This is a genomic window from Amycolatopsis sp. NPDC049252 (assembly GCF_043197175.1).
Taxonomy (GTDB): Bacteria; Actinomycetota; Actinomycetes; order Mycobacteriales; family Pseudonocardiaceae; genus Amycolatopsis.
In genome coordinates this window covers 23,532-45,731 of sequence record NZ_JBICSQ010000020.1, presented here as the reverse complement: position 1 = coordinate 45,731, position 22,200 = coordinate 23,532, and the positions used below count along the sequence as shown (strand labels likewise).

Here is a 22,200-nt window from a genome sequence, read left to right as displayed (position 1 = left end):
CTCACAGGAGCGGGCCGGAGACTCGTTCCCATGGACCCCGAAACGACAGCCAGGACCGCCCGCCGCGAGCACGGCCGCCGCAAGGCCGCGCTGGCCACCGCCGTCGCCGCGGTGCTCGGCGCGGCCGCCGTCGGCGCGATCGGCTTCGGCCTGTCGTCGGCGAACGCCGCCGACGACAGCACCACCACCCAGACCACGACCGACTCCGGTTCGACCAGCTCGCAGGACCAGCTGCAGTCCTCCGGCAGCGGCGTCGACTCCGGCTCCGGCAGCGCGCACACCGGCTCGGGTGCGTCATGACCCCCGAAGCTGCCGCCGGCTCGAAGTCCGTGAATGTCGCATTGAGGGACTTCAAGTCCCTCAATGCGACATTCACGGACCCGGCCCGAGCGGCTCGGGGGGCCGGTGTGGCTTCGGCGGCTTTTCGGGCGCTCGGGACGACCACGGAGGTGCTCGTCACCGACGCGTCCCGGCTCGAAAGGGCCGTCGAGCTGCTGCACGACGAACTCGACGCGGTCGACCGGGCCTGCAGCCGGTTCCGGGCCGACTCCGAGATCTCCCGGCTGCACGACGCCGCCGGACGGCAGGTCCGGATCGGCCCGCTGCTCACCGAGGCGCTGGCCGCCGCCCTGCGCGCGGCCCGGCTCACCGGCGGGCTGGTCGACCCGACCGTCGGCACGGCCGTCCGGGCGCTGGGCTACGACCGCGACTTCGCCGCCGTCACCGACGGCCCGCTCGGTGCGGCGGCGCCCGCCCCGGGCTGGCACCGGGTGCTGTTCGACCCGGTGCGCGCGCTGGTCGTGCTGCCCCGGGGCGTCCACCTCGACCTCGGCGCGACGGCGAAGGCACTGGCCGCCGACCGCGCGGCCCGCCGGATCCACGCCGCGACCGGCTGCGGGACGCTGGTGAACCTCGGCGGCGATCTCTGCGTCGAGGGCCCGGCACCGGCAGGCGGCTGGCAGGTCGCGATCGGCGACGACCACACCGGCGCCGTCACCCGGCCGGACACGACCGTCGCGCTGTCCGGCGGCGGGCTGGCGACGTCCGGGACGACCCGGCGCCGCTGGCGGCGTGGCGGCCGCACGGTGCACCACATCGTCGACCCGCGTACCGGCGACGTGCCGGAATCGCGCTGGCGCACGGTTTCCGTCGCGGCGAAGTCCACTGTGGACGCCAACACCGCGAGCACCGCGGCGGTCGTCCTCGGCGACGCCGCTCCTGCGTGGCTCGCCGGACGCGGCCTGCCCGCGCGGCTCGTCGGCGTCGGCGGCGACGTCGTCACGACGCCCGGCTGGCCGCGCGAGACCGAGTTGCGGGAGGCGTCGTGAGCTCCGCCGTCTGGTACTTCAGCCGCGCGACCGGGCTGGTGTCGCTGGTGCTCTTCACCGCCGTCGTCGTCCTCGGCGCGCTCGGCGCCGGCCGGTTCGCGACGCGGGAGTGGCCGCGGTTCACCGTCGCCGCCGTCCACCGGAACCTGGCCCTGACCAGCCTCGCGTTCCTCGTCGCGCACATCGCGTCGGCCATTCTCGACGGGTACGTCTCGCTGAGCTGGCTCGACGTGGTCGTCCCGTTCGGCGCGGACTACCAGCCGTTCTGGGTCGGCCTCGGCGCCGTCGCGATCGACCTGCTGCTCGCGATCGTCGTCACCAGCCTGGTGCGCACCCGCATCCCGGCGAAGGCGTGGAAGGCCGTGCACTGGCTGGCCTACCTGTGCTGGCCGGTCGCGCTGGTGCACGGGATCGGCATGGCCGAGAGCGACGCCGCGCACGGCTGGCTCATCGCGCTCGACGTCCTGTGCGTGCTCGCCGTGCTCGGCGGGATCGCCTTCCGCGCCGGCCGCCGGCACACCGACACCGAAACCCGCAGGCTCTCCCCGCTCGGAGGCACCCGATGAGCACCTTGACGACCACCCTGACCCCGCACCGGCTCGACCTGGCCGGCCACCGGCGGCACCACGGGGTCGTGCCCTGGGTCGCCTACCACGGTGACGACGGCCGCGACCGGCTGATCGAGGCCGCCCGGGCGGCGGACCTGCGCGGCCGCGGCGGCGGCGGGTTCCCGACCGCGGTCAAGCTGCGCGCGGCCCGGGCCCGGCGCTCGATCGTCGTCGCGAACGGCTGTGAGGGCGACCCGCTGAGCCGGAAGGACACGACCCTGCTCGCGCTGGCCCCGCACCTGGTGCTGGACGGCCTGCAGCTGGCCGCGCACGCGATCGGCGCCGCCGAGGCCGTGCTGTGCGTGCACGCGGGCAGCCCGGTGCTCGGGAGTGTCGCCGCGGCGCTGGCCGAGCGCGACGACCGGGTGCCGGTGCGCGTCGCGGAGATCCCGCGCCGGTACGTCGCCAGCGAGGAGTCGGCGCTCGTCCACTACCTGACGTCGGGGGACGCGCGGCCGCTCGGGAAACAGCCGCGGCCCGCCGAGCGCGGGGTGCGGGGCCGGCCGACGCTGGTGGACAACGTCGACACCCTGGCCCAGCTCGCGCTGGTCGTCCTGCTCGGCCCGCACCACTACCGCGCGGCGCGGACGGACCTGGTCACGGTGACGGGCGCGGTCCGCCGGCCGGGCGTCGTCTCGGTGCGGCCGGGGGCGTCCTTGGCCGAGATGCTCGCGGCCGCGGGCGGCGAGACCGAGCCGGTGCCGGCGGTCCTGGCCGGCGGGTACGGCGGGACCTGGACGTCCGAGCTGCGGGGCGGGCCGCCGCCGGGGATCGCGGCGGTGCACGCCCTGCCGGCGTCGGCCTGCGGGCTCGGCTACACGGCGAAGGTGCTGGCGTTCCTCGCGGCGGAGTCGGCGCGGCAGTGCGGGCCGTGCATGTTCGGCCTCCCGGCGATCGCGGCGGACTTCGCCGAGCTGGTCCGCGGCGGCGACGCGACCGGACGCCTGGCCCGGCGCATCCCGCTGCTCAGCGGCCGCGGCGCGTGCGCCCACCCGGACGGCGCGGCCCGCCTCGCGGCTTCGGCCCTGCGGACGTTCGCGGCCGACGTCGACGCGCACCTGGCCGGCGGCCGGTGCCGGGTCCCGGCGGGTGTGGCATGAGGCTCACGGTGGACCCGATCGGCTGCCGGGCGCACGGGTTGTGCGCGGACCTGCTCCCGGAACGGATCCGGCTCGACGAATGGGGTTACCCGATCACGGCGTCGGGCCCGGTCCCGCCGGGGCTGGTGGCCGAAGCCCGCCGCGCGGCGGCGGCTTGCCCCGTTCTGGCCCTGCGGCTGCGGCCGTCCTGATTGGATGTCCACATGGGAGAGCTGCTCGGGACCGCGTCGTTCCCGTCCGGAGACGTACTGCTGATCGACTTCGGGCTGCTGCGCCTGTGGTCCGGCGACCGGGCGCCGGAACCCGGCCCGGAGACCGACTTCGAGATCGCCGGCCCGGACGCCCGGGAGGTCGCGGCCGCGCTCGACCTGGCCGTCGTCAAGGGCCGCTACGCGTTCGACCTCGAGGACGGCAGCGCCGTGGCCGCCAAGGTCGCCGAGGTCTGCCGCACGACCGGGCTCGACGCCGCCCTGCGGCCGACCCCGCGGACGGCGCACCACACCCGCGTCCGGCGGCTGCTCGAGGACCACCCCGGAGGCGCCGAGGTGCCGTTCCCCGGTGGCTGGGCGGTGGCGGTGCGCGGGGTGCCGGCCGGGCGGGAGCTGCGGGTGCTCGGCGAGCGGATGGACGCCGGCGGGCCGGACGCCGGCAAGTGGCACTCGGTGTGGGTGGAGTGCGCGGAGGGGGCACCGGTCAAGGCGGTCGAATGCGGGTACGTGCTGGTGGACGAGGCCCGGCTGCTGTTCGCCGACCCGGCCGCGCTGAACGGCTGGCGCAGCGACGTGCCCTACGACGGCCGGTACGACCTCGTGTTCTGGGGCGCGGACGCGGCAGCGGCGGCCGATCGGGTTTCGGCGTCCACCGTGGACGACGACGGGGTGTTCGGGTGGACCGGCCTGACCCGCGACGAAGCGGCGTCCCGGCACCACGAACTCCAGGGCCTGGGGGAGCTGCGGTTCCGCTTCGACCTCCGCCCGCACGACGACCACTACCGCGTGCTGCAGCAGATGTACCGCTCGCCGGCGGAGTCGGGCACGATCGAGGTGGGCGGCGCGACCATGACGGGCTGGTTCACCGGCTGGGGCGACGGCGCGTACCCCGTCTTCCGCGACCTCGCCGCCGACGGCACCCTGCTGCGCGTGCGCGTGGAGCTGGGCGCACCGGAGATCGTCCGGCGCCAGCGCCGCTTCGAGCAGCTGTGGTTCGGCGACCTCGCGAAGCTGGCCCTGGTGTCGGCCCGGGTCGCGCGCGAGGGCGCGCCGGTGACGTGGCTCCACCGCGAAGCCGCGGACAACGACCAGGACAGCGGCTGGCGCGTCTTCGCCGGCGACGAGACCCAGGACTACCTCGACGACGCCGCGAACTGCCAGGTGGTGCCGCTGCGTGACCTGATCCGCGCGGACCCGGGCTTGGAGGAGCTGTTCGGCCATCCGGCCCCGGCGGCCTTCGAGCGCGCCGGTCCGGACGTCGCGTTCGTGCCGGTACCGGCGGAGGGCTGATGATCGACGAAGCCACGCCGGGCACTGGGGGGCGGACACGCTGCCCGGCCAGGACGGCATCCACGCCTCAGCGCCTACCGCGACGCCGGGCACTGGCTGCTGGTCACCTTCGGGTTGACCGAGTTGTTCACCAAGGAGAGCGACGATACCGGGATCAGCGGCTGGGGGTTCGAGCTGACGATGCGCGTCCCGGCGGGTGACGGTCCGCCCGCGCCGTGGTCGCTGAACCTCCTGCGGCAGCTCGGTGGTTACGTCTTCTCGACCGGCCGCGTGTTCGAGCCCGGCCATCGCCTGAACCCGGGCGGACCGATCACCGGCGCGTCGGACACCCGGCTCACCGCGCTCGCGCGGACGTGCTGGCGGCGATCCGGGCCGGCAACCCCCTGCTGATCACCGATCCCGCGCGGTAATTCGGTCGTCGGGCCGCCGAACGCTGGTTAACCTCGGTCACCATGAACGAGGAGTACGGCGTGTGGGCCGCGCCCGACACCGTGGTGTGCCGGGAGTCCTGGCGCGCGTCGCGGGCGCCGGGCACCCGGCGGTTCCGCAGCGCGGCGCGGTCTTCGTCCTTTTCGGACAGATGCTCGATGGGCGGGATGCCGCCCCGGCGCGGGGATTCCTCGTGGCCGCCGGCGGTTCGCCACCGGTGGAGCCGTCCCCGCGCCCGGTGGCGGTACGGGCCGGGCCGGCGCTGGTGATCCGTGAGGCCCGCGCGGAGGACTGGCCGCGCATCTGGCCGATCCTCCACGACGTCGTCCTCGAGCAGGAGACGTTCCCCTACGACCCGGCGATGACGGAGGCCGACGCCCGGCGGATGTGGCTGCTGCGTCCACCCGCCAGAACCGTCGTCGCGACCGAGGGGGAGCGGGTGACCGGGACCGCGAACATGGACGCCAACCGGCCCGGGCCCGGCAGCCACGTCGCGTCCGGGAGCCTGATGGTCGCCGCCGGGGCGCGGGGCACCGGCGTGGGCCGGGCCCTCGCCACGGACCTGATCGGCTGGGCCCGGCGCACCGGGTTCGCGGCGGTGCAGTTCAACGCCGTCGTCGACGTGAACACCGCCGCGATCCGGCTCTACGAAAGCCTCGGGTTCGTCACCCTCGGCGTCGCACCCGGCGCGTTCCGCCATCCCCGGCTGGGCGACGTCGGCCTGCGCATCATGTGGCTGGACCTGCGGTGACGGGCTTGCCGAACATGGCGCACGTCGTGGCGTCCTGCAGCGCCCGCTGAGCCTCGGCCAGCTCCGGGGCGGCGTCGAACTCGTAGAGGAACTCCGTCGGGACGAGGATCGTCGCGGTGCGGCGGCCGGTGCCGTCGGTGATGGTGCTGCTGGAGTAGCCCGTGATCCCGCCGTCGTGGCCCCAGATGGTGCCGCACGGGGTGGTGGCGGTCAGGATCCCCAGCCCGTATCCCGGGCCGACGACCGTGCGCATCTCGGCGAGTTGCGCCGGCGGCAGGAGCTTTCCGGACATCAGGGCGGTGGAGAAGCGCGCCCAGTCCGGCGCGCTGCTGACGATCGCCCCGGCCGAGCTGCCCCAGCCCGGGTCGTTGCCGGAGACGTCCACGTGCCCGGCCTTCGGCGTCCCGGCGACGCCGGTGAACTCGGCGGGCACGGTCGGCGGCATGTGGGCGGCGTCCGGTTCGTAGCCGTGCGCGTGCCGGCCGCGCCAGGAGCCGTCGGCGGGCAGGTAGGTGTGCGTCAGGTGCAGCGGCCGGGCGATCCGGTCGCGCACGAGGTCGGCGAGACTCGCGCCGGTGACGCGTTCCAGGATCACGCCGACGGCGGCGTAGTTCGTGTTGCTGTAGGACCAGTCCGTGCCCGGCGCGAACACCGGCGGGTGCGCGACGCCGACGGCGAGCAGTTCGGCGGCGGTCCACCGGTGCGGGTCCTTGCCGAGGATCGCGTTCCGGATCGCCGGGTCCTCGGTGTAGTCGTACAGGCCGCTGGTGTGGTTGAGCAGCATGCGCAGCGTGACGCCGGATGGCGTCCCCGGCAACCACTTCGCGGCGGGGTCGGCCAGCGAAAGCCGGTGTTCGGCCACGAGCTGCAGGGTGATGGCCGCCATGACGGTCTTGGTGTTCGACCCCATCCGGAACTCGTCCCCGGCTTCGAGCCGGTGCGCCCAGGGAGCCTGTTCGGTGATCTCGACGGGCCGGCCGCGCCCGTCGTCCACCCGCACGATCACCCCGGGCGCCCCGGCGGCCACCAGGTTCCGGGCGAGCTGCTCCAGCGGGGTGCTCGCCGCGGCCGGGGTCGCGGTGGGTAGGGCGGCCGGCGCGCGCACGCCCCCGCCCACCCCGGTTCGTTTCATACGCACCAAAGCGACCCGAACGCCGGCCGGGTCCGCGTTCCATGCGGCCGGCAGGCGTTCCCACCCCCGGGTTTTCCGGAAGCGCTACGGCTTGACGACGCCCTCGCCGACCAGACGGCAGCAGCCCGCCCGGCAGTCGGCGAGGCAGCCGGACGCGTTCCGGCGGACCCGCTGCAGCTGCGCGATCCGCTCGTCCAGGCGGGCCACCACCGCCTCCAGGCGCCAGCGTTCGCTTGCGCACGTCGCGTCGCCGGTGTCGTGGGCGCGCAGGGCGTCCACGACCTCGTCGAGCGTGAAACCCAAGTCCTGCAGCGCTTTCGCCGATCGGATCCGGTCGGCCGCCGACGCCGGGAACACGCGGTAGCCCGACGGGCGCCGGTCGGCCGACGGCAGCACTCCTCGCCGCTCGTAGAAGCGGACCGTGTCGACGCTCACCCCGGCCGAGCGGGCCACTTCGCCGATCTTCATGCGGCTTCTCCCTTGACTCTGGAGCCAGGTCCAGACTTTAGGGTCGAGGGTAGACCGAAGGAGCCGCCATGCAGATCCCGCCCGCTTCGACGCCGATCGCCTGCGACATGACCCACGCCCGAGACACCCCCGGTGAACGCCTGGCCGAGTACCGGCGGCTGTTCGGCCGGGCCGTCCGCGAGCGGACCGCCACCGGCGTCCGGTTCCGGTTCGCGGCCGGGCCGGGCATCGAGGAATGGGTGCGCGACCTCGCCGCCCGCGAGAAGGCCTGCTGTCCTTTCTTCGGCTTCGAGATCACCGTCGAAGGGGGAGAGGTGCTCTGGGACGCCGCCGTGCCGGACACCGCCGCCGCCCGCGCCGCCCTCGAAGACTTCTTCGCGCTGGGCTGAGGCGCTACGACGGGGGCGGCGAGGCCACGGCCCGCCAGGAGGTCCGGCCGGACGGACACGTCAGGCCGACGCGAGCGGTGCCGTCTCCAGCAGGTGCCGTGCCGCTACGCCCGCGCCGTCGTGACGCACCCGGCCCTCGAACTCCCGCGCCCGCGCCGCGACGTCCGGCCGCAACGCGCTACCGAGGGCCTCGGTCAGCGACTCCACCGTCGGCGCACCCGGTGCGTGCGCCGCGCCGATCCCCAGGTCCCGGACCCGGTCGGCGAAGTAGAACTGGTCGTACATCCGGGGCGCGACGACCTGGGGCACCCCCGCACGGGCCGCCGTGGTTGTCGTGCCCGCGCCGCCGTGGTGCACGACCGCCGCGACCCGCTCGAACAGGGCCTGCTGGTTGATCTCGCCGATGCCGAGGGCGTCCGGCTGCGCGCCGGACAGGGCCAGGTCCGCCCAGCCGCGGGCGAGGATCACCCGGCGGCTGTGGGCCCGGGCCGCGGCCAGCAGCGTCTCGGCAAGGCCGTCCTCGGCGCGCGTGCTGCCGAACCCGACGTACACCGGCGGCTCACCCGCGTCCAGGAACTCCCGCACCTCGGCCGGCAGGGACCGCTCGTCGGGCCGGAGCCAGGCGCCGGTCTGCACGACGCCGGCGGGGCCGGGCCACGGGGCGAGGGCGGCGTCGGCCGCGAGCCACGGCCGGTCGGTGAACACGTGGCCCTGCAGATCCTCGACCGGCGCGAGCCCGATTTCCGCCCGGTGCGCGTTCAGCGTCGCCCCGAAAAGGGTGTTCAGGTGCCGGGCGTCCTCATTCCACCGGTCGCGATGCGTTTCCGCCGAGCGCCACGGCATCGGCGGCGGTGAATGGCGGTCCGACGGCAGGGTGATCGGGCAGAAACCCGCGTAGACGTAGGCGGCGCCGGTCCGCTCGGCGATCGACCGGGCGGCCAGCTGCAGCGCGCCCGCGGCCACGATCACGTCGCAGCCTTCGGCCGCCTCCGCGACGGTGGCGAACTGCGTGGCGACCGTCTCTTCGGCCAGTTTCCGCAGGTCACCGGACGGGCGGGCCTTCGCGGTCCCGCGCAGTTCGGGGCCGATGGGCGTGACGGCGAAGCCGAGCCCGGCGAGCCAGTCGCGGAAGTCGGGCGGCACGCACAGGCGGACGTCCTCGCCGAGCGCCCGCAGTTCCGAAGCCAGCGCCAGGACCGGCTGGACCTCGCCCCGGGAACCGATCGTGGACAGCAGCACACGCATGAAGGAATCCCCTCGACGAGAAATGGTGAGCCCGCAGTGTGGACCCGCCCCGGGGCCTTGCCGCAAGTCCCCCTCCCGGCTATACCTTGAAAGGGGAAGAGGGGAATCAGCCCAGCGTGAACGGATCGCGGGTGCCGCCGGACAGCTCGACCCACACCGCCTTGTCGGTCAGGTACTCGTCGATCGCGTGGACGCCGTTCTCCCGGCCCAGGCCGGAGTCCTTCACCCCGCCGAACGGCACGGACGGCGCGACCACGCGGTAGGCGTTCACCCACACGGTCCCGGCCTTGATCTTCGCCGCGACGCGGTGGGCGCGGTGCACGTCCTTCGTCCACACGGCGCCGGCGAGGCCGTACGGCGTGTCGTTGGCCAGGCGGATCGCCTCCGCCTCGTCGGTGAAGGTCAGCGCGGCCAGCACCGGCCCGAACACCTCCTCGCGGAACACCGTCGATTCCGGCGTCACGCCGGTCAGGACGGTCGGCTGCACGAACAGCCCGCCCAAGCCGGGGTCGGCCACCCCGCCGCAGGCGACCGTGGCGCCTTCGGCCTTCGCGGTTTCCAGGTGGTGCAGCACTTTCGCGTACTGCGGCGCGTTGGCGACCGGGCCCATCTCGGTGGCGGGGTCGTTCGGGTCGCCCAGCTTGATCGCCGCCGCGCGCTCGGCGACGAGGCGGATCAGCTCGTCGTGGACGTCGGCGTGCACGATCAACCGCGAGCCCGCCATGCACGTCTGGCCGGTGGCGGCGAACACGCCCGCGATGACGCCGTTCGCGGCGGCGGCCAGGTCGGCGTCGGGGAACACCACCTGCGGCGACTTGCCGCCCAGCTCGAGCGTCACCTTGTTCAGCCGTTCGGCGGCCGCCACCGCGACGGCCCGTCCGGTGGCGGTCGACCCGGTGAACGCCACCTTGTCGACGCCTGGATGCCCGGCCAGCGCCGCGCCCGTCTCACGGGACAGGCCGGTGACGACGTTGACCACGCCGGGCGGGAACCCGGCCTCGGTGATCAGCTCGGCCAGCCCGAGCGTCGAGACGGGGGAGTGCTCGGACGGCTTCACCACCACCGTGCACCCGGCGGCCAGCGCGGGCGCGAGCTTCCAGGTGAGCAGCAGCAGCGGCGAGTTCCACGGCGTGATGGCCGCGACGACGCCGGCCGGCTCACGGCGGGTGTAGACGAGGTAGTCCGGGTTCGGCGCCGGGATCTGGCGGCCTTCGATCTTGTCGGCGAGGCCCGCGTAGTAGTGGTACCAGCCGCCCAGCGCGGTGAGCTGGCCGAGCATCTCGCGGTAGAGCTTGCCGGAGTCGTTGACCTCGAGCCGGGCGAGCCGCTCGGCGTGCTCGCCGACGAGGTCGCCGAGCCGCCGCATCAGGGCCGCCCGCGCGAACCCGGTCATCGCGCCCCACTCGCCCTCGAGCGCCGCGCGGGCCGCCGCGACGGCGTCGTCGACGTCCTCGGGGCCGCCGTCCGGCACGACCGCCCACGGCCGGCCGGTGTACGGATTCGGCGACGCGAAGGTGCGCCCGGAGCGGGCGCCGGCGGCCTTGCCGCCGATCAGCAGGGAGAAGGCCGGCAACTGTGCGTTCATGGTCCGTCCTCGTCGACGTCTCGGCGTTACTGCTTCCGGTGTGCTCTAGCTGCTTCTCAGCCTGCACCCGCGGGGGCGCCTGACGTAACCTTCGAGCAACGGAACCCGGACGTGGTCGGACGAAAACCGGTCGCCAGGAGGCGAGATGACCCTTCACAGCGTGTTACTGGAAGACGAGGTCATCCTCTCCGTCGAGGGGGTGTTCGACGGCGACGTGGCCGCCGCCCACCACCGCGCGATGGAAGCGGCCTACGCCGCCGACGCCCGCCGCGTGGTCGTGGACCTGACGATGGCCACGGCGGTCGACGGCGGTGCCGCGGCGGTACTGGCGGCGACGGTGACCGGCTGCGCGGCGCGCGGTACGCACCTCATCATCGCGATGCCGGACGGCGTCGAAGCCGAGGTCACCGACCCGGCGCAGATCGAGATGCTGCTGCGCAGCTTCGAGCCCTGGCGGGACGCCGGTTAGCCGGAACAGTTCCGCGGAAATGATCTCCGGTCAAGAGATCTCGGCCGCGACACCGCTTTCAATATCCATTTCCGGCGCGACCGGGGCGGACAGTTCCTCGGCGAAGATCGTGTCGATCTTCGTGCTCGCGGTGCGCAGTTTCGCGACGCTCGCCACGAGCAGCACCAGCACCGCGGCGGGCACCACGAGCAGCACCGGCGGCCAGCCGAGCCCGACGACCACGCCGGTGGAGATCAAGGCCAGGGCCAGGAAGAGGGCCCGGGCGACGACCCGCGGCCACGGGGGTGCGGGCTTGGCGTGCCGTCCGCGCGACGGTCCGAGAACGGGTCGCGCCAGGGCAGCGTGGACACTCATCCCAACCTCCGGAAAAGTAGTGGAACCGGCCGGGACGGGGGATTCCCGGCGGTCGTGCCGGCTCGAAACGCGGGCGTTCCGCGCGGCCGGCACACGCTGGGTTTGTCGGGCCGCGGGGCGCTTCGGTTACCGGTCGTTATTGCTTCGAGTCCGAATTCGGAAAAGAGAATTCCGACGGTGTAAGGACTATTCCACCGCCATTCCCGGCGGTAGGGCCGTTGGTCCCTGCTTCACCGGCCGGAGGCCCCGTCAGGAGTCGCTGCCGGGCCCCTTGCCCTTGCCGATGCCGGGTGGCGGGCCGCTCTTCCCGGACTTGCCCCGCTGCTTCACCGTCTTCGGCGCTTCAGGTGCGTTCTGGGCCGTGCCCTGGGTCGTGTTGCGGTGCGTCACGGCGGCGGGCTCGAGGTCGGCGGACTCGGTCGCGCCGGGCGCGGCCACCTCCTGCGGCGACGACGAGGACGGCGGGGGCGCCGCGGCCGCGGTGGATCCCGGCACCGGCTGCTGGGCGGGTGTGGTGGTGCCGGTCCCGGTCTCCGGCGTCGCCAGCAGGACGGCGGCGACGGTGGCGGCGGCCGCGGTGGCCAGGGTGGCGGTCACCAGGGCCCGGCGCCGCCGCGGGCGGACCGCCGCCGCGGCCGAGGGGAGCGTCGCGGGCGGGGTGCGCAGCAGCCGCAGCACCTCGGCGGCGGACGGCCGGTCCGCGGGCTCGCGCTGCGTCATCCGGCGGAGGGTGTGCGCGAGCACCGCGGGCAGGCCGTCCGGGATCCGGGGCGGCCGGGCCAGCCGCGCCATGGCCGCCTCGACCATCGTGCCCTGGTACTCCCGCTCGCCGGTCAGGCACTCGAGCAGGATCAGGCCGAGCGCGTAGACGTCCGCGGCGGGGCCGGCCGGTTCGCCGCCGACCTGCTCCGGCGCGAGGTAGGCGGCGGTGCCCGGGATGACGCCGGTGCCGGTGATGTGCGTGGTGTCCAGCGCGTGGGCGATGCCGAAGTCGCCGATCAGCGGGCCGTCCGCGCTGAGGAAGATGTTGGCCGGCTTGAGGTCGCGGTGGACCACCCGCAGGTCGTGCACGTGGGCCAGCGCCTCGGTGAGCCCGGTGGCCAGCGCCGTCACCTCGGCCGCGGTCATCGGGCCGCCCAGCAGCCGTTCCGCCAGGTTCTCGCCCTCGACGAGCTGCATCACCAGGAACGTCCGGCCGTGCTCGATGCCGCTGTCGTGCAGGGCGACGACGCCGGGGTGGGCGATGCTGCCCTGGATGCTCATCTCGCGCAGCCGGCGGCGCTGGTCGAGGGCCACCGCGCCGCGGTCGTAGATCTTGGCGGCGACCTCGCGGTCGAGCCGCAGGTCGTAGGCGCGGTAGACGCGGGCCGTGCCGCCGCTGCCGATCAGGCGGCCGACCTCGTAGCGCCCGGCGAGCGTGGCCGGCGGCCGCTCGCCGCCGAGCGGTGCCTGGGGCACGACGGCGAACTCGCCCAGCGCGTAGTGAGCACACGTGGCCTCGTCCGCGTCGCTCATCGCCGGGCTCCCCCGTCCTGCCGCTTCGTCGGCCACCCCCGCGATGTACCCCGTTCCCGTGAGCCGGAAACCTCCGCAAGATCACGGGCGGGGTGGGGTCAGCGCGCGAAAGCGTCCACCCCGGTCAGCTGCGCCGACAGCGTCCACAGCCGCTCGGCCTGCGCCGGGTCGACGGCGTAGCGGCGGACGCCCGAGGGGGAGAGCCCGCCGGCGTCCTCGGGGGACAGCTCGGCGACGTCGCAGTCCTCCAGGTACAGCCCGCCGAGCCCGGCCAGCTGGGGGGACGTCGCGGCCCAGACGGTCGTCGCCGCGCCCTGCTCCGGCGTCTTGAACTCGACGAGCATGGTGCCCGCCTCGTCCATCCAGCCGCGCTCGACCATCTCCGCGCGGGACAGGTGCCGCTGCAGCGGCGTCATGATGCCGCCCGGGTGCAGCGCGAACGCGCGGACGTCCTTCTCCGCGCCCAGCTTGTCGAGCTGGACGGCGAACAGCACGTTGGCCGTCTTGGCCTGGCCGTAGGCGGCCCACTTGTCGTAGCCCTGGGCGAACATGACGTCGTCCCAGCGGATCGGCGAGTTGTGGTGGCCGCGGGAGGACAGCGCGACCACGCGCGCGCCTTCGGCGACGGCCGGCCACAGCCGGTTGACCAGGGCGAAGTGGCCGAGGTGGTTGGTGGCGAACTGGGCTTCCCAGCCCGGCCCGACGCGGGTCTCGGGGCAGGCCATGATCCCGGCGTTGGTGACGAGCAGGTCGATCCGGCGGCCGGTGGCGAGGAACCGCCCGGCGAAACCGCGGACGCTCTCGAGGTCACCCAGGTCCAGCTCGTCGACCTCGACGTTCGTCAGCCCGTCGAGGGCCTGCTCGGCGGTCTCGCGGCGGCGGGCCGGGACCACGACTTGGGCACCGGCGCCGGTGAGGGCGCGGGTGGCCTCCAGGCCGATGCCGGAGTAACCGCCGGTGACGACGGCGAGCATTCCGGTCAGGTCGATGCCCGCGACGGCTTCCGCCGCGGTGGTGCCGGCACCGAAGCCCGAGCCGATCTTGTGCTGTGCGGTGGTCATGGTCCCGACGCTAGGACCTGGAGTGCACTCCAGCGCAAATCGCGCGTGCCGGGCCGAAAGAGGGGACAATCGACCGCGAGAGGCCCAGCCGACGTGAGGAAGGCCGTGATGTCCGACTACTACGGGAACACACCCCAGGACGTCCGCCCGGGGATCGACGCCCGCCGCCTGTGGGCCGGTGGCGTGGCGACAGCGGTGGTCGCGGCCCTGGTCGCGGTGGTCGGGCTGCTGATCGCCCGCGGCATCTTCGAGGTCGAAGTACTGGCCCCAAAAGGGGAAGGCGTCTGGGGCAACGCCAGCACCACGACGTACGCACTGGTCGCCGCGGCGGTGGCGTTGCTGGCGACCGGCCTGATGCACCTGCTGAGCGTGGCGACGCCGGCACCGTCCCAGTTCTTCGGCTGGATCATGGTGCTGGTGACGCTGATCGCGGTGGTGCTGCCGCTGACGCTGAGCGTCGCACCGAGCGCGAAGATCGCCACGGCGGTGATCAACCTGGTGATCGGCCTGGTGATCGCGGCGATCGTGAGCAGTATGGCGGCGAGCGCGCGCACCCTGCACCGGCGCCGCTCGACGTCCCAGACCCCGCCGCCGGCGCAGCAGCCGCCGCCGACCCGGCAGTGGAACCAGCAGCAGGAGCCGCCGACCCGCTACTACGACCGCTGAGCATGGGGCAGCGCAAGACGAACCGCCGCGTGATCGAGCAGTTCCGCGCGGGCGAGGAGGTGGAGGGCATGCACCGCGACCGGCTCGTGCTCCTGACGACGACGGGCCGCAACTCGGGCAAGCCGCGCACCGTCCCGATGATGTTCCACCGGGACGGCGAGCGGATGTTCGTGGTCGCCTCGAACGTGGGAGCCCCGAAGGACCCCGACTGGTACCAGAACCTGACGGCCGACTCCCGGGTGAAGGTGGAGGTGGACGGCCGCGCGTTCGAGGCGGAGGCGCTGCCGCTGCTGGGCGCGGACTACGTGCGCACCTGGACGGAGCTGGAGAAGCACTACCCCTTCCTGGCCGACCACCGCGAGAAGGCGAAGCGGTCGATCCCGATCGTGGAACTGTCCGAAGAGGACTGAGGCGCTACGCCGTCCGGTAGCGCAGCAGGGCGGCGGCGCCGTTCTGCTCCACCGAGACCGGATGAAGATCACCGGGTCCGGTGAACCACGTGCGGCCGGTGCCGAGCACGACCGGGAAGACGAGCAGGCGGTATTCGTCGACCAGGCCGTGCTCGGCCAGGGTGTGCACGATGCTCGTGCTGCCGATGACGACGACGTCGCGCTCTTCGCGCAGCCGCCGGACCTCGTCCAGCAGATCCCCGGTGAGCAGGGCCGAGTTCTCCCACGCGCCGACGTCGGTGAGCGTGCGCGAAGCGACCCGCTTGGCGGCCTTGTTCATCCGCGTCGAGAACTCGTCCGTCCGGGTGGGCCACAGCTTCGAGAACAGCTCCCACGTGCCCCGGCCCAGCAGCAGGACGCCGGTGTCGAGCAGCGCGCCGAGCTTGAACTTGTCCCCGGCCACGGCTTCGGGGCCGTGCCGGAACGCCCAGCCGCCGCCGGTGGTGCCGCCCGAGCCGTCCGGGTCCTCGACGACCCCGTCGAGGGTGGTGAACTGGATGACGATGACGTCGTTCATGGTGGTCCCTTCGCGATCGGTGCGGTCACGGGTACATACCGGGGACCCCCGCGTAACTCATCGCGATCCGGGGCACAATCTCCGGCGTGGACTCCGACGCGGGCTTCGAGCCGTTCCGGCGTGAGCTGGTGGTGCACTGCTACCGGATGCTCGGCTCGCTGCACGACGCCGAGGACCTGGCCCAGGAGACGCTCCTGCGCGCGTGGAAGGCGCGTGAGCGCTACGACGAGGGGCGCGCGTCCGTGCGCACCTGGCTCTACCGCATCGCGACCAACGTCTGCTTGACCGCGCTCGAAGGCCGGGCGCGGCGGCCGCTGCCGTCCGGGCTCGGCGCCGCGAGCACCGACCCGGACGTCCCGCTCGTCCCGGACTTCGAGGTGCCCTGGCTGCAGCCGCTGCCCGCGCGCTACACCGGCGACCCGCAGGCCCGCGCCGGGGTGCGGCTCGCGTTCGTCGCCGCCGTGCAGCTGCTCCCGCCACGCCAGCGGGCGGTCCTGGTGCTGCGCGACGTCCTGCAGTTCAGCGCGGCCGAGGTGGCCACGCAGCTGGACACGTCGGCGGCCGCGGTCAACAGCTCACTGCAGCGGGCGCGCGCCGCGCTGGCCACGGCCACGCCCCGGGAGCACGAGGTCCGCGAGCCGGGCGATCAGGCCGTCCGGGAGACGGTCGAGCGGTACGTCCGCGCGTTCGAAGCCGCCGACGTCCCCGCGCTCGTCACGCTGCTGACCGACGACGCCGTGCTCGAGATGCCGCCGGTGCCGCTCTGGTACGCCGGGCGCGCGGACTACGGCCGCTTCATGGCCCGGGTGTTCACGATGCGCCCCGGCGCCTGGCGGGCGGTCCCGCTCACGGCGAACGGCCAGCCCGCGCTCGCCGCCTACTGCCCGGACGACGACGGCGGCCACCGCCTGCACACCCTGCAGGTGCTGACGGTGACGCCGGCCGGCATCGCGCACAACGTGGTGTTCCAGGATCCGCGGCTGTTCGCGGCCTTCGGTCTTCCAGTGTCCGTTTAGGACTATTTGCTCGCCACCTTGCGGTACCGCGCCGTCGCCAGGGGCGCGAACACCGCGATGATCGCCACGCAGCACAGGATCGAGTACAGCGCCGCGTGTTCCGCGGGCCAGCCCGCCGGCGCGGCGCCGAAGCGGTTGCCGAACAGGTCCCGCGTCGCGTTGATCACCGCCGTGAACGGGTTCCAGTCGGCGATCGCCCGGAGGAACGGCGGCATCTTGTCCGTCGGGACGAACGCCGACGACACGAAGCTCAGCGGGAACATCCAGATCAGCCCGGCGCTCTGCGCCACCTCGACGCTGCGCGCGGTGAGGCCGATCAGCGCGCCGACCCAGGACAGGGCCCAGGCGAACATCAGCATCACCAGGTAGCCGAGCACCGCGTCGAGGAAGCTGCCGCGGATCCGCCAGCCGACGATCAGCCCGCACAGCGACATCACGACCAGCGCCACCACGCTGACCACCAGGTCCGACGTCGTGCGGCCGAGCACCACCGCGAGGCGGGACATCGGCAGCGAGCGGAACCGGTCGATGATGCCCTTCTGCAGGTCGTTGGCGAAGCCGATCACGGTGAACGCCGAGTTGAACGCCACCGTCTGGGCGAAGATCCCGGCGATGAGGAACTCGCGGTAGGCCGCGCCGCCCGCGTCGCCGCCGATCGCGTTGCCGAAGACGTAGGCGAACAGCAGCACGAACATGATCGGCTGCAGCGTCGCGGCCATCAGCCAGTCCGGGTTGCGCCGGACGTTCATCAGGTTGCGCCAGGTGATGATCCCGCCGTCGGAAAGGCCTTTCGCGAACGCGCTCACTTCGCCACCTCCTGGGCGCCGTGCCCGGTGAGGGACAGGAAGACGTCGTCGAGCGTCGGCCGGTGCAGGCCGACGTCCTGGACCGTGATGCCGTGCGCGTCGAGCTGCCGCAGCGCCTCGATGAGGGCCTTCGGGCCGGTGTCGACGAGGATCTCCGCCCGGCGCGTGTGGGCGTCCCCGGTGGGCTCGCCGGAGCCGACCGCGCGCAGCACCTCGAGGGTGGCGGGCAGGTCCGCGGCCGACGCGACGACCAGCTCGAGGCGCTCGCCGCCGATCTGGGCCTTGAGCTCGTCGGCGGAGCCGCGCGCGATGACCTTGCCGTGGTCGATCACCACGATCGAGTCGGCCAGCTGGTCGGCCTCTTCGAGGTACTGGGTGGTGAGCAGGACGGTGGTGCCGTCGGCGACCAGTTCCTTGATCACCGCCCACGTGTCGAGGCGCCCGCCCGGGTCGAGGCCGGTGGTCGGCTCGTCGAGGACGACGACGGCCGGCTCGGCCACCAGCGCGCCGGCCAGGTCGAGCCGGCGCCGCATGCCGCCCGAATACCCCTTCGCCGGCCGGTCGGCCGCCTCCTCGAGCTGGAACCGCGCCAGCAGCTCCCGGGCCCGCGCCCGCGCCGGGGCCTTCTTCCGGCCGTACAGCCGCCCGACCATGTAGAGGTTCTCGAAGCCGGTGAGGTTCTCGTCGACGGCCGCGTACTGGCCGGACAGCCCGATCCGCTGCCGCACCGCGTCCGGCTCGGCCAGGACGTCGTGGCCCGCCACCCACGCCTCGCCCGAGTCGGGACGCAGCAGCGTGGTCAGGATCCGGACGGTGGTGGTCTTCCCGGCGCCGTTCGGGCCGAGCAGGCCCAGCACCCGCCCGGCCGGGATCTCGAGGTCGACGCCGTCGAGCGCGCGGGTCGACCCGTACGTCTTGACCAGCCCGCGTACCCGGACGGCGATGTCCGGACCCGGTTGTGACATTTCGGCTCCCCTTCCGGTGACACCGCCAAGCTAAGCCACGCTGTCCGCTTTGTCCTCCGGGTTTCTCCCTGAGAGGAGTCAGTTCGCCGAGAGCGTCACGGCGAACTCCGGCGGCGTCCGCAGCGACTGGAACACCACGCAGTACCGCTCGGTGAGCTTCTTGAGGGTCGCCAGCTGCTCTTCGGAAGCGTCGGTGTCCAGGTCGAACGACAGCCGGATCGCGCGGAACCCGACCGGCGCGTCCTTCGCGACGGCGAGCGTGCCGCGGAAGTCGAGATCGCCTTCGGCGCGGACACGCCCGCCGCGGACCTCCAGCCCCAGCGACGTCGCGACCGCCCGCAGCGTCACCCCGGCGCACGCCACGAGCGCCTCCAGGAGCATGTCGCCGGAGCAGGCGAGGGTGCCGTCACCACCGGTGGCCGGGTGCAGCCCGGCTTCGACGACCGCGCGGCCGGTTTCGACCTTGCAGGAGATGCCGAGACCGTCGAGCTCGGCGCCGGCGTGCAGGGTGACGAGCGCGCTTTCCGGTGCGTCGCGGTACTTGTCCTTCAGCGGGGCCTGGGTCGCTCGCAGCTCTTCGGTGTCCATGCGCCCGATTGTGCCCGCCCGCGGCGGGAAAACGAAAAAGGCGGGGAGCCCGGATTTCCCGGTCTCCCCGCCCTTTCAGTGCGGATTCAGCTGGTTCAGCTCAGCGTCACCGCGGCGTCGTCGATCACGAACGACGTCTGCAGCGAGCTGTCCTCGGTACCCGTGAACTTCAGCGCGAGGGTCCCGCCGGCGGCCGACGAAACGTCGATCGTCTTGAGGACGTACCCGGAGGCCGCGTTCACGTTGGAGTAGCTGCCCAACGTGGTGCTGCCGTTGGCCACGGTCAGCTTGTCGTAGACGGTGCTGCCCGTCTCCGCCGTGTCGATGTGCAGGTAGAACGTCAGGCTGGCGTGGCACCCGGCCGGGATGCTCACCGACTGCGCGAGCGTGTCGGTGTGCGTGGTGCCGTACCCGTTCAGCCAGGCGTTCCAGGTGCCGCCGTGGGTGGGCTCCTGCGAACCGTTCTGCCCGATGACACCACTGGTCTGCGTCCAGCTGGTGGCGCCGGACTCGAACCCGCCGTTGGCCAGCTTCTGGCCGGAGCAGCCGGTGGTGGTGCCGACGGTCCAGGAGAACGACGCCGTACCGGTCTTGTTGGCCGCGTCCTTCGCCGTCACCGTGACGTTCGAGGTGCCCGCGGTGGTCGCGGTGCCCGAGATCGTGCCGGTGGAGGCGTTGATCGACAGGCCGGCCGGGAGGCCGGTGGCGGTCCAGGAGTACGGCGCGGTGCCACCGCTGGCGGACAGCGGCAGGTTGACCGAACCACCGGTCGTGGTGGACTGGTTGCCCGGGTTCGAAACGGTCACGGTGCCGGTCGCCGAGCACGTCGGGTCACCCGACTGCGCCGGAACCGAGATGGCGTCCCACGCCGCCTTGACGGTGTTGAACTCGGTGCAGCTGCCCGGGAAGAGGTTCTTCGCCGCGGTCAGCGTCCAGGTGCGGTACTTCAGGTACGAGCTGCCGGAGGTCTTGAGCAGCATCGCGTTGTAGAAGATCTTCACCGCGTTCTGCACACCGAGGCCGGTGATGCTGGTGCTGTTGCACGTGGTGCTGGTCGGCTGCCCGTTGGTCGGGTTGGTGCCTTCGGCCAGCAGGTAGAACCAGTGGTTGCCGGGGCCGGCCGACGCGTGGACCTCACCGTTGGGGACGGAGCTGTCGTAGCAGTTCTTGTCGCCCAGCGCCGACGGGTTGTACATGTTGCGGATCGGGCCGGAGCCGACCAGGTTGACCTGCTCGCCGACGAGGAAGTCCGGCTGGTCGTAGGGAGCCGGCTCATTCGCGAACCACTCGGTCGAGGCGCCGAAGACGTCCGCGACGAACTCCTGGGTGCCCGCGCCGGAGATGCCGCCCGGGGTGTGGTCGTCGACGCCGTGGCCGTGCTCGTGCGCGACGACGTCGATCGAACCGATCCACTGGCCGTTGGTGTTCTTGCCGATCTGGACCTGGGTGCCGTCGTAGTAGGCGTTCTGGTCGTTCAGCCCGACGCGGATCGGCCAGCCGCCGCCGCTGCCGTCGAAGCTGTTGCGGCCCAGCCACTGCGAGAGCATCTTGTTCTCGGTCTGGGCGGCGAACAGCGCGTCGACGCAGCCGGTCTCACGGCTGGTGGCGTTGCCGTTGCCCCAGGCGTCGTCCGGGCCGCTGAAGGTGGTGTTGTTGGCCGCGTCCTGGCAGGACGTGTTGGTGATCGCCGGGTCCTTCAGCGAGTACGTGCTGCCCGAGTGCGTGGTGTCGAGGTGCACCGGGTTCGGGCCGTTCCACGCGCTGGTGCCGTCACCGTTCATGACGTGTTCCTGCGTGTGGAGGACCTTGCCGGTGGCCGCGTCGACGACGACGTCGAGGCGGCTCGGGCCCTCGGCGTTGCGGCCGACGACCGTGCTCTCCCAGGCCAGCGCCGGCGTGCCGAGCGCGAAGACGACCTGCTGGGCGGGGCTCACACTGTCCACGGAGGGCAGCTGCTGCCGGGCGGTGGCCTCGGCCGCGGCCTTCGTCACCTTGCCGGTGGTCGTGGCGAGGTTGATGGTCTGGTCCTGCGCGACGGAGGTGCCGAGCACCTGGCCCGTCGCGTTGGTCGCGACGACGAAGTCGCCGCCCACCACGGGCAGGCCCTTGTAGCTGCGCTCGTAGGGGATGTACTGCAGGCCGTTCGTCGAGGAAATCGCTTTCTGGGCCTGGAAAACGTCGTCCGAGCTGGCGTGCAGCGCGGCGGGCCTGCTCGCCACGAGACCGGCGGCCGCGGAAACGGCCTGGGCCTGGGCACTCGGGACAGCGGTCGGGGTGGGTTGCGCCTGTGCGGTGCCGGTGATGCAGAGCGCGCCGACGAGGACGCCGGTTGCTGCCAAGACGACAGGACGTCTCAGTTCCATCGAGGGATCTCCTCAGGGCAGGGTGAATCAGGCCCGGGTTCGAGGCCGGGCCGGATCAAGGGGACGAGAGGTGGTGCTGTGGAACGGAAATCAGAATCCGGTGCCGAGGGCTCGTGAACAAGCGACTAACGTACGGTCTTATTGACATACGGCGATACTTCCCAAAAAGGACAATAGCCGCCTTTGGGATTCTGTCCCTTGATCGTCCATTGAGGACTTGCGTCGGCTCACCGCCGTTCGGGTGATCTTCCCGGCCGTGGAAACGACAAAGGCCCCTTCGCCGGGAATGGCGAAGGGGCCTTTACGTGGTGCGGACGTATCAGGCGGTCGTCTCGCGCTTCGGGAGCTTCCAGCCCGGGCGCACGAAGTGGCACGTGTACCCGTTCGGGATGCGCTGGAGGTAGTCCTGGTGCTCCGGCTCGGCCTCCCAGAAATCGCCGACGGGGGCGATCTCGGTGACGACCTTGCCCGGCCACAGCCCGGACGCGTCGACGTCGGCGATCGTGTCCTCGGCGACCCGCTTCTGCTCGTCGTTCTCGAAGTAGATCGCCGAGCGGTAGCTCAGGCCGATGTCGTTGCCCTGGCGGTTCTTCGTCGTCGGGTCGTGCACCTGGAAGAAGAACTCGAGCAGGTCGCGGAACGTGGTCTGCGCGGGGTCGTAGATCACCTCGATGGCCTCGGCGTGCGTGCCGTGGTTGCGGTAGGTGGCGTTCGGGACGTCACCGCCGCTGTAACCGACCCGGGTCGAGATCACCCCGGGCAGGCGGCGGAACAGCTCCTGCATTCCCCAGAAGCAGCCGCCGGCCAGGACGGCCCTCTCGGTTGACGTGGTCACGGCGTCACTCCTTCTCCTCGTGCGGTGCTACCACCGGTACAACTTCTGTCGTCAGCCGATGA

At 72.9% G+C, this 22,200-nt stretch carries 26 protein-coding genes; 13 read left to right on the top strand and 13 right to left on the bottom strand.

The window, feature by feature from the left end:
• The first annotated feature begins 30 nt into the window (after positions 1–30).
• The 8 genes from ACGFMK_RS22570 to ACGFMK_RS22535 all read left to right on the top strand — a co-directional run bounded on the left by ACGFMK_RS22570 (position 31) and on the right by ACGFMK_RS22535 (position 5,715).
• On the top strand, positions 31–300 hold the full coding sequence (locus ACGFMK_RS22570; protein WP_392766343.1) for a hypothetical protein: 270 nt from the start codon (positions 31–33) through the stop codon (positions 298–300).
• A gap of 107 nt (positions 301–407) precedes the next feature.
• A complete protein-coding gene (locus ACGFMK_RS22565; protein WP_392766340.1) occupies positions 408–1,328 on the top strand; it encodes an FAD:protein FMN transferase in 921 nt (306 codons plus the stop codon).
• The gene (locus tag ACGFMK_RS22560; protein ID WP_392766337.1) at positions 1,325–1,894 is read left to right on the top strand and encodes a ferric reductase-like transmembrane domain-containing protein; all 570 of its coding nucleotides are present in this window, start codon (positions 1,325–1,327) and stop codon (positions 1,892–1,894) included. Before ACGFMK_RS22565 ends, ACGFMK_RS22560 begins: the two co-directional genes overlap by 4 nt.
• Positions 1,891–3,036 (top strand): NADH-ubiquinone oxidoreductase-F iron-sulfur binding region domain-containing protein, encoded by a 1,146-nt coding sequence (locus ACGFMK_RS22555; RefSeq protein WP_392766334.1) that lies wholly within the window; start codon positions 1,891–1,893, stop codon positions 3,034–3,036. Before ACGFMK_RS22560 ends, ACGFMK_RS22555 begins: the two co-directional genes overlap by 4 nt.
• Positions 3,033–3,227 carry a ferredoxin gene (locus ACGFMK_RS22550; RefSeq protein WP_392766332.1) on the top strand — a complete coding sequence of 65 codons (195 nt, stop codon included), beginning with the start codon at positions 3,033–3,035 and terminating at the stop codon, positions 3,225–3,227. Before ACGFMK_RS22555 ends, ACGFMK_RS22550 begins: the two co-directional genes overlap by 4 nt.
• Positions 3,228–3,239: 12 nt before the next feature.
• Positions 3,240–4,535: a DUF2185 domain-containing protein gene (locus ACGFMK_RS22545; RefSeq protein WP_392766329.1), complete on the top strand. Its 1,296-nt coding sequence runs from the start codon at positions 3,240–3,242 to the stop codon at positions 4,533–4,535.
• Between the two features lie 24 nt (positions 4,536–4,559).
• On the top strand, positions 4,560–4,925 hold the full coding sequence (locus ACGFMK_RS22540; RefSeq protein WP_392766511.1) for a suppressor of fused domain protein: 366 nt from the start codon (positions 4,560–4,562) through the stop codon (positions 4,923–4,925).
• An 82-nt stretch (positions 4,926–5,007) separates the two neighbouring features.
• Positions 5,008–5,715, top strand: a complete 708-nt coding sequence (locus tag ACGFMK_RS22535; RefSeq protein ID WP_392766326.1) for a GNAT family N-acetyltransferase — start codon at positions 5,008–5,010, stop codon at positions 5,713–5,715.
• Here the strand turns inward: ACGFMK_RS22535 and ACGFMK_RS22530 are convergent.
• Both ACGFMK_RS22530 and ACGFMK_RS22525 read right to left on the bottom strand, forming a co-directional pair.
• A complete protein-coding gene (locus ACGFMK_RS22530) occupies positions 5,693–6,847 on the bottom strand; it encodes a serine hydrolase domain-containing protein (protein ID WP_392766323.1) in 1,155 nt (384 codons plus the stop codon). The two genes, ACGFMK_RS22535 and ACGFMK_RS22530, sit on opposite strands and share 23 nt — an antisense overlap.
• Positions 6,848–6,931: 84 nt before the next feature.
• Positions 6,932–7,315, bottom strand: a complete 384-nt coding sequence (locus ACGFMK_RS22525; protein ID WP_392766320.1) for a MerR family transcriptional regulator — start codon at positions 7,313–7,315, stop codon at positions 6,932–6,934.
• A gap of 68 nt (positions 7,316–7,383) precedes the next feature.
• Between ACGFMK_RS22525 and ACGFMK_RS22520 the strand changes: the two genes are divergently transcribed.
• Positions 7,384–7,704 carry a hypothetical protein gene (locus tag ACGFMK_RS22520; RefSeq protein WP_392766317.1) on the top strand — a complete coding sequence of 107 codons (321 nt, stop codon included), beginning with the start codon at positions 7,384–7,386 and terminating at the stop codon, positions 7,702–7,704.
• A 60-nt stretch (positions 7,705–7,764) separates the two neighbouring features.
• Here ACGFMK_RS22520 and ACGFMK_RS22515 read toward each other — a convergent pair whose 3' ends face one another.
• Together ACGFMK_RS22515 and ACGFMK_RS22510 are read right to left on the bottom strand one after the other, a co-directional pair.
• A complete protein-coding gene (locus tag ACGFMK_RS22515; protein ID WP_392766314.1) occupies positions 7,765–8,949 on the bottom strand; it encodes a glycosyltransferase in 1,185 nt (394 codons plus the stop codon).
• Between the two features lie 106 nt (positions 8,950–9,055).
• Positions 9,056–10,534, bottom strand: a complete 1,479-nt coding sequence (locus ACGFMK_RS22510) for an aldehyde dehydrogenase (protein ID WP_392766311.1) — start codon at positions 10,532–10,534, stop codon at positions 9,056–9,058.
• Between the two features lie 145 nt (positions 10,535–10,679).
• Between ACGFMK_RS22510 and ACGFMK_RS22505 the strand changes: the two genes are divergently transcribed.
• Positions 10,680–11,003: an STAS domain-containing protein gene (locus ACGFMK_RS22505; protein WP_392766308.1), complete on the top strand. Its 324-nt coding sequence runs from the start codon at positions 10,680–10,682 to the stop codon at positions 11,001–11,003.
• A 30-nt stretch (positions 11,004–11,033) separates the two neighbouring features.
• On the opposite strand, the gene ACGFMK_RS22500 is transcribed toward ACGFMK_RS22505, so the two are convergent.
• From ACGFMK_RS22500 to ACGFMK_RS22490, 3 genes are all read right to left on the bottom strand, one after another.
• Positions 11,034–11,357 (bottom strand): hypothetical protein, encoded by a 324-nt coding sequence (locus tag ACGFMK_RS22500; RefSeq protein WP_392766305.1) that lies wholly within the window; start codon positions 11,355–11,357, stop codon positions 11,034–11,036.
• 249 nt (positions 11,358–11,606) lie between these two features.
• Entirely contained in the window at positions 11,607–12,872 is a 1,266-nt protein-coding gene (locus tag ACGFMK_RS22495; protein WP_392766303.1) for a serine/threonine-protein kinase, read from the bottom strand.
• A 98-nt stretch (positions 12,873–12,970) separates the two neighbouring features.
• Positions 12,971–13,933, bottom strand: a complete 963-nt coding sequence (locus ACGFMK_RS22490; protein ID WP_392766300.1) for an SDR family NAD(P)-dependent oxidoreductase — start codon at positions 13,931–13,933, stop codon at positions 12,971–12,973.
• 108 nt (positions 13,934–14,041) lie between these two features.
• Between ACGFMK_RS22490 and ACGFMK_RS22485 the strand changes: the two genes are divergently transcribed.
• Together ACGFMK_RS22485 and ACGFMK_RS22480 are read left to right on the top strand one after the other, a co-directional pair.
• Positions 14,042–14,599 carry a DUF6069 family protein gene (locus tag ACGFMK_RS22485; protein WP_392766297.1) on the top strand — a complete coding sequence of 186 codons (558 nt, stop codon included), beginning with the start codon at positions 14,042–14,044 and terminating at the stop codon, positions 14,597–14,599.
• Between the two features lie 2 nt (positions 14,600–14,601).
• The gene (locus tag ACGFMK_RS22480) at positions 14,602–15,009 is read left to right on the top strand and encodes a nitroreductase/quinone reductase family protein (RefSeq protein WP_392766294.1); all 408 of its coding nucleotides are present in this window, start codon (positions 14,602–14,604) and stop codon (positions 15,007–15,009) included.
• A 4-nt stretch (positions 15,010–15,013) separates the two neighbouring features.
• Here the strand turns inward: ACGFMK_RS22480 and ACGFMK_RS22475 are convergent, their stop codons facing one another.
• Positions 15,014–15,565, bottom strand: coding sequence for a dihydrofolate reductase family protein (locus ACGFMK_RS22475; RefSeq protein ID WP_392766291.1), 552 nt, complete (start codon positions 15,563–15,565; stop codon positions 15,014–15,016).
• Positions 15,566–15,651: 86 nt separating this feature from the next.
• Between ACGFMK_RS22475 and ACGFMK_RS22470 the strand changes: the two genes are divergently transcribed.
• Positions 15,652–16,581: a sigma-70 family RNA polymerase sigma factor gene (locus ACGFMK_RS22470; RefSeq protein WP_392766287.1), complete on the top strand. Its 930-nt coding sequence runs from the start codon at positions 15,652–15,654 to the stop codon at positions 16,579–16,581.
• Between the two features lie 2 nt (positions 16,582–16,583).
• Here the strand turns inward: ACGFMK_RS22470 and ACGFMK_RS22465 are convergent, their stop codons facing one another.
• The 5 genes from ACGFMK_RS22465 to msrA form a co-directional block, all read right to left on the bottom strand.
• Positions 16,584–17,387 (bottom strand): ABC transporter permease, encoded by an 804-nt coding sequence (locus ACGFMK_RS22465; protein WP_392766284.1) that lies wholly within the window; start codon positions 17,385–17,387, stop codon positions 16,584–16,586.
• Positions 17,384–18,352, bottom strand: coding sequence for an ATP-binding cassette domain-containing protein (locus ACGFMK_RS22460; protein WP_392766281.1), 969 nt, complete (start codon positions 18,350–18,352; stop codon positions 17,384–17,386). Before ACGFMK_RS22460 ends, ACGFMK_RS22465 begins: the two co-directional genes overlap by 4 nt.
• A gap of 78 nt (positions 18,353–18,430) precedes the next feature.
• Entirely contained in the window at positions 18,431–18,940 is a 510-nt protein-coding gene (locus ACGFMK_RS22455; protein ID WP_392766278.1) for an OsmC family protein, read from the bottom strand.
• A 95-nt stretch (positions 18,941–19,035) separates the two neighbouring features.
• Positions 19,036–21,303, bottom strand: coding sequence for a M4 family metallopeptidase (locus tag ACGFMK_RS22450; RefSeq protein ID WP_392766275.1), 2,268 nt, complete (start codon positions 21,301–21,303; stop codon positions 19,036–19,038).
• Between the two features lie 319 nt (positions 21,304–21,622).
• A complete protein-coding gene (gene msrA / locus ACGFMK_RS22445; RefSeq protein WP_392766272.1) occupies positions 21,623–22,138 on the bottom strand; it encodes a peptide-methionine (S)-S-oxide reductase MsrA in 516 nt (171 codons plus the stop codon).
• Between the last annotated feature and the right edge of the window lie 62 nt (positions 22,139–22,200).

What these genes read in the sequence shown, in the direction of transcription:
- ACGFMK_RS22570 (WP_392766343.1), top strand. Translation starts at nt 31, where the DNA reads ATGGACCCCGAAACGACAGCCAGGACCGCCCGCCGCGAGCACGGCCGC.
- ACGFMK_RS22555 (WP_392766334.1), top strand. Translation starts at nt 1,891, where the DNA reads ATGAGCACCTTGACGACCACCCTGACCCCGCACCGGCTCGACCTGGCC.
- ACGFMK_RS22550 (WP_392766332.1), top strand. Translation starts at nt 3,033, where the DNA reads ATGAGGCTCACGGTGGACCCGATCGGCTGCCGGGCGCACGGGTTGTGC.
- ACGFMK_RS22545 (WP_392766329.1), top strand. Translation starts at nt 3,240, where the DNA reads ATGGGAGAGCTGCTCGGGACCGCGTCGTTCCCGTCCGGAGACGTACTG.
- ACGFMK_RS22530 (WP_392766323.1), bottom strand. Translation starts at nt 6,847, where the DNA reads ATGAAACGAACCGGGGTGGGCGGGGGCGTGCGCGCGCCGGCCGCCCTA.
- ACGFMK_RS22525 (WP_392766320.1), bottom strand. Translation starts at nt 7,315, where the DNA reads ATGAAGATCGGCGAAGTGGCCCGCTCGGCCGGGGTGAGCGTCGACACG.
- ACGFMK_RS22520 (WP_392766317.1), top strand. Translation starts at nt 7,384, where the DNA reads ATGCAGATCCCGCCCGCTTCGACGCCGATCGCCTGCGACATGACCCAC.
- ACGFMK_RS22515 (WP_392766314.1), bottom strand. Translation starts at nt 8,949, where the DNA reads ATGCGTGTGCTGCTGTCCACGATCGGTTCCCGGGGCGAGGTCCAGCCG.
- ACGFMK_RS22510 (WP_392766311.1), bottom strand. Translation starts at nt 10,534, where the DNA reads ATGAACGCACAGTTGCCGGCCTTCTCCCTGCTGATCGGCGGCAAGGCC.
- ACGFMK_RS22505 (WP_392766308.1), top strand. Translation starts at nt 10,680, where the DNA reads ATGACCCTTCACAGCGTGTTACTGGAAGACGAGGTCATCCTCTCCGTC.
- ACGFMK_RS22500 (WP_392766305.1), bottom strand. Translation starts at nt 11,357, where the DNA reads ATGAGTGTCCACGCTGCCCTGGCGCGACCCGTTCTCGGACCGTCGCGC.
- ACGFMK_RS22495 (WP_392766303.1), bottom strand. Translation starts at nt 12,872, where the DNA reads ATGAGCGACGCGGACGAGGCCACGTGTGCTCACTACGCGCTGGGCGAG.
- ACGFMK_RS22490 (WP_392766300.1), bottom strand. Translation starts at nt 13,933, where the DNA reads ATGACCACCGCACAGCACAAGATCGGCTCGGGCTTCGGTGCCGGCACC.
- ACGFMK_RS22485 (WP_392766297.1), top strand. Translation starts at nt 14,042, where the DNA reads ATGTCCGACTACTACGGGAACACACCCCAGGACGTCCGCCCGGGGATC.
- ACGFMK_RS22480 (WP_392766294.1), top strand. Translation starts at nt 14,602, where the DNA reads ATGGGGCAGCGCAAGACGAACCGCCGCGTGATCGAGCAGTTCCGCGCG.
- ACGFMK_RS22475 (WP_392766291.1), bottom strand. Translation starts at nt 15,565, where the DNA reads ATGAACGACGTCATCGTCATCCAGTTCACCACCCTCGACGGGGTCGTC.
- ACGFMK_RS22460 (WP_392766281.1), bottom strand. Translation starts at nt 18,352, where the DNA reads ATGTCACAACCGGGTCCGGACATCGCCGTCCGGGTACGCGGGCTGGTC.
- ACGFMK_RS22455 (WP_392766278.1), bottom strand. Translation starts at nt 18,940, where the DNA reads ATGGACACCGAAGAGCTGCGAGCGACCCAGGCCCCGCTGAAGGACAAG.
- ACGFMK_RS22450 (WP_392766275.1), bottom strand. Translation starts at nt 21,303, where the DNA reads ATGGAACTGAGACGTCCTGTCGTCTTGGCAGCAACCGGCGTCCTCGTC.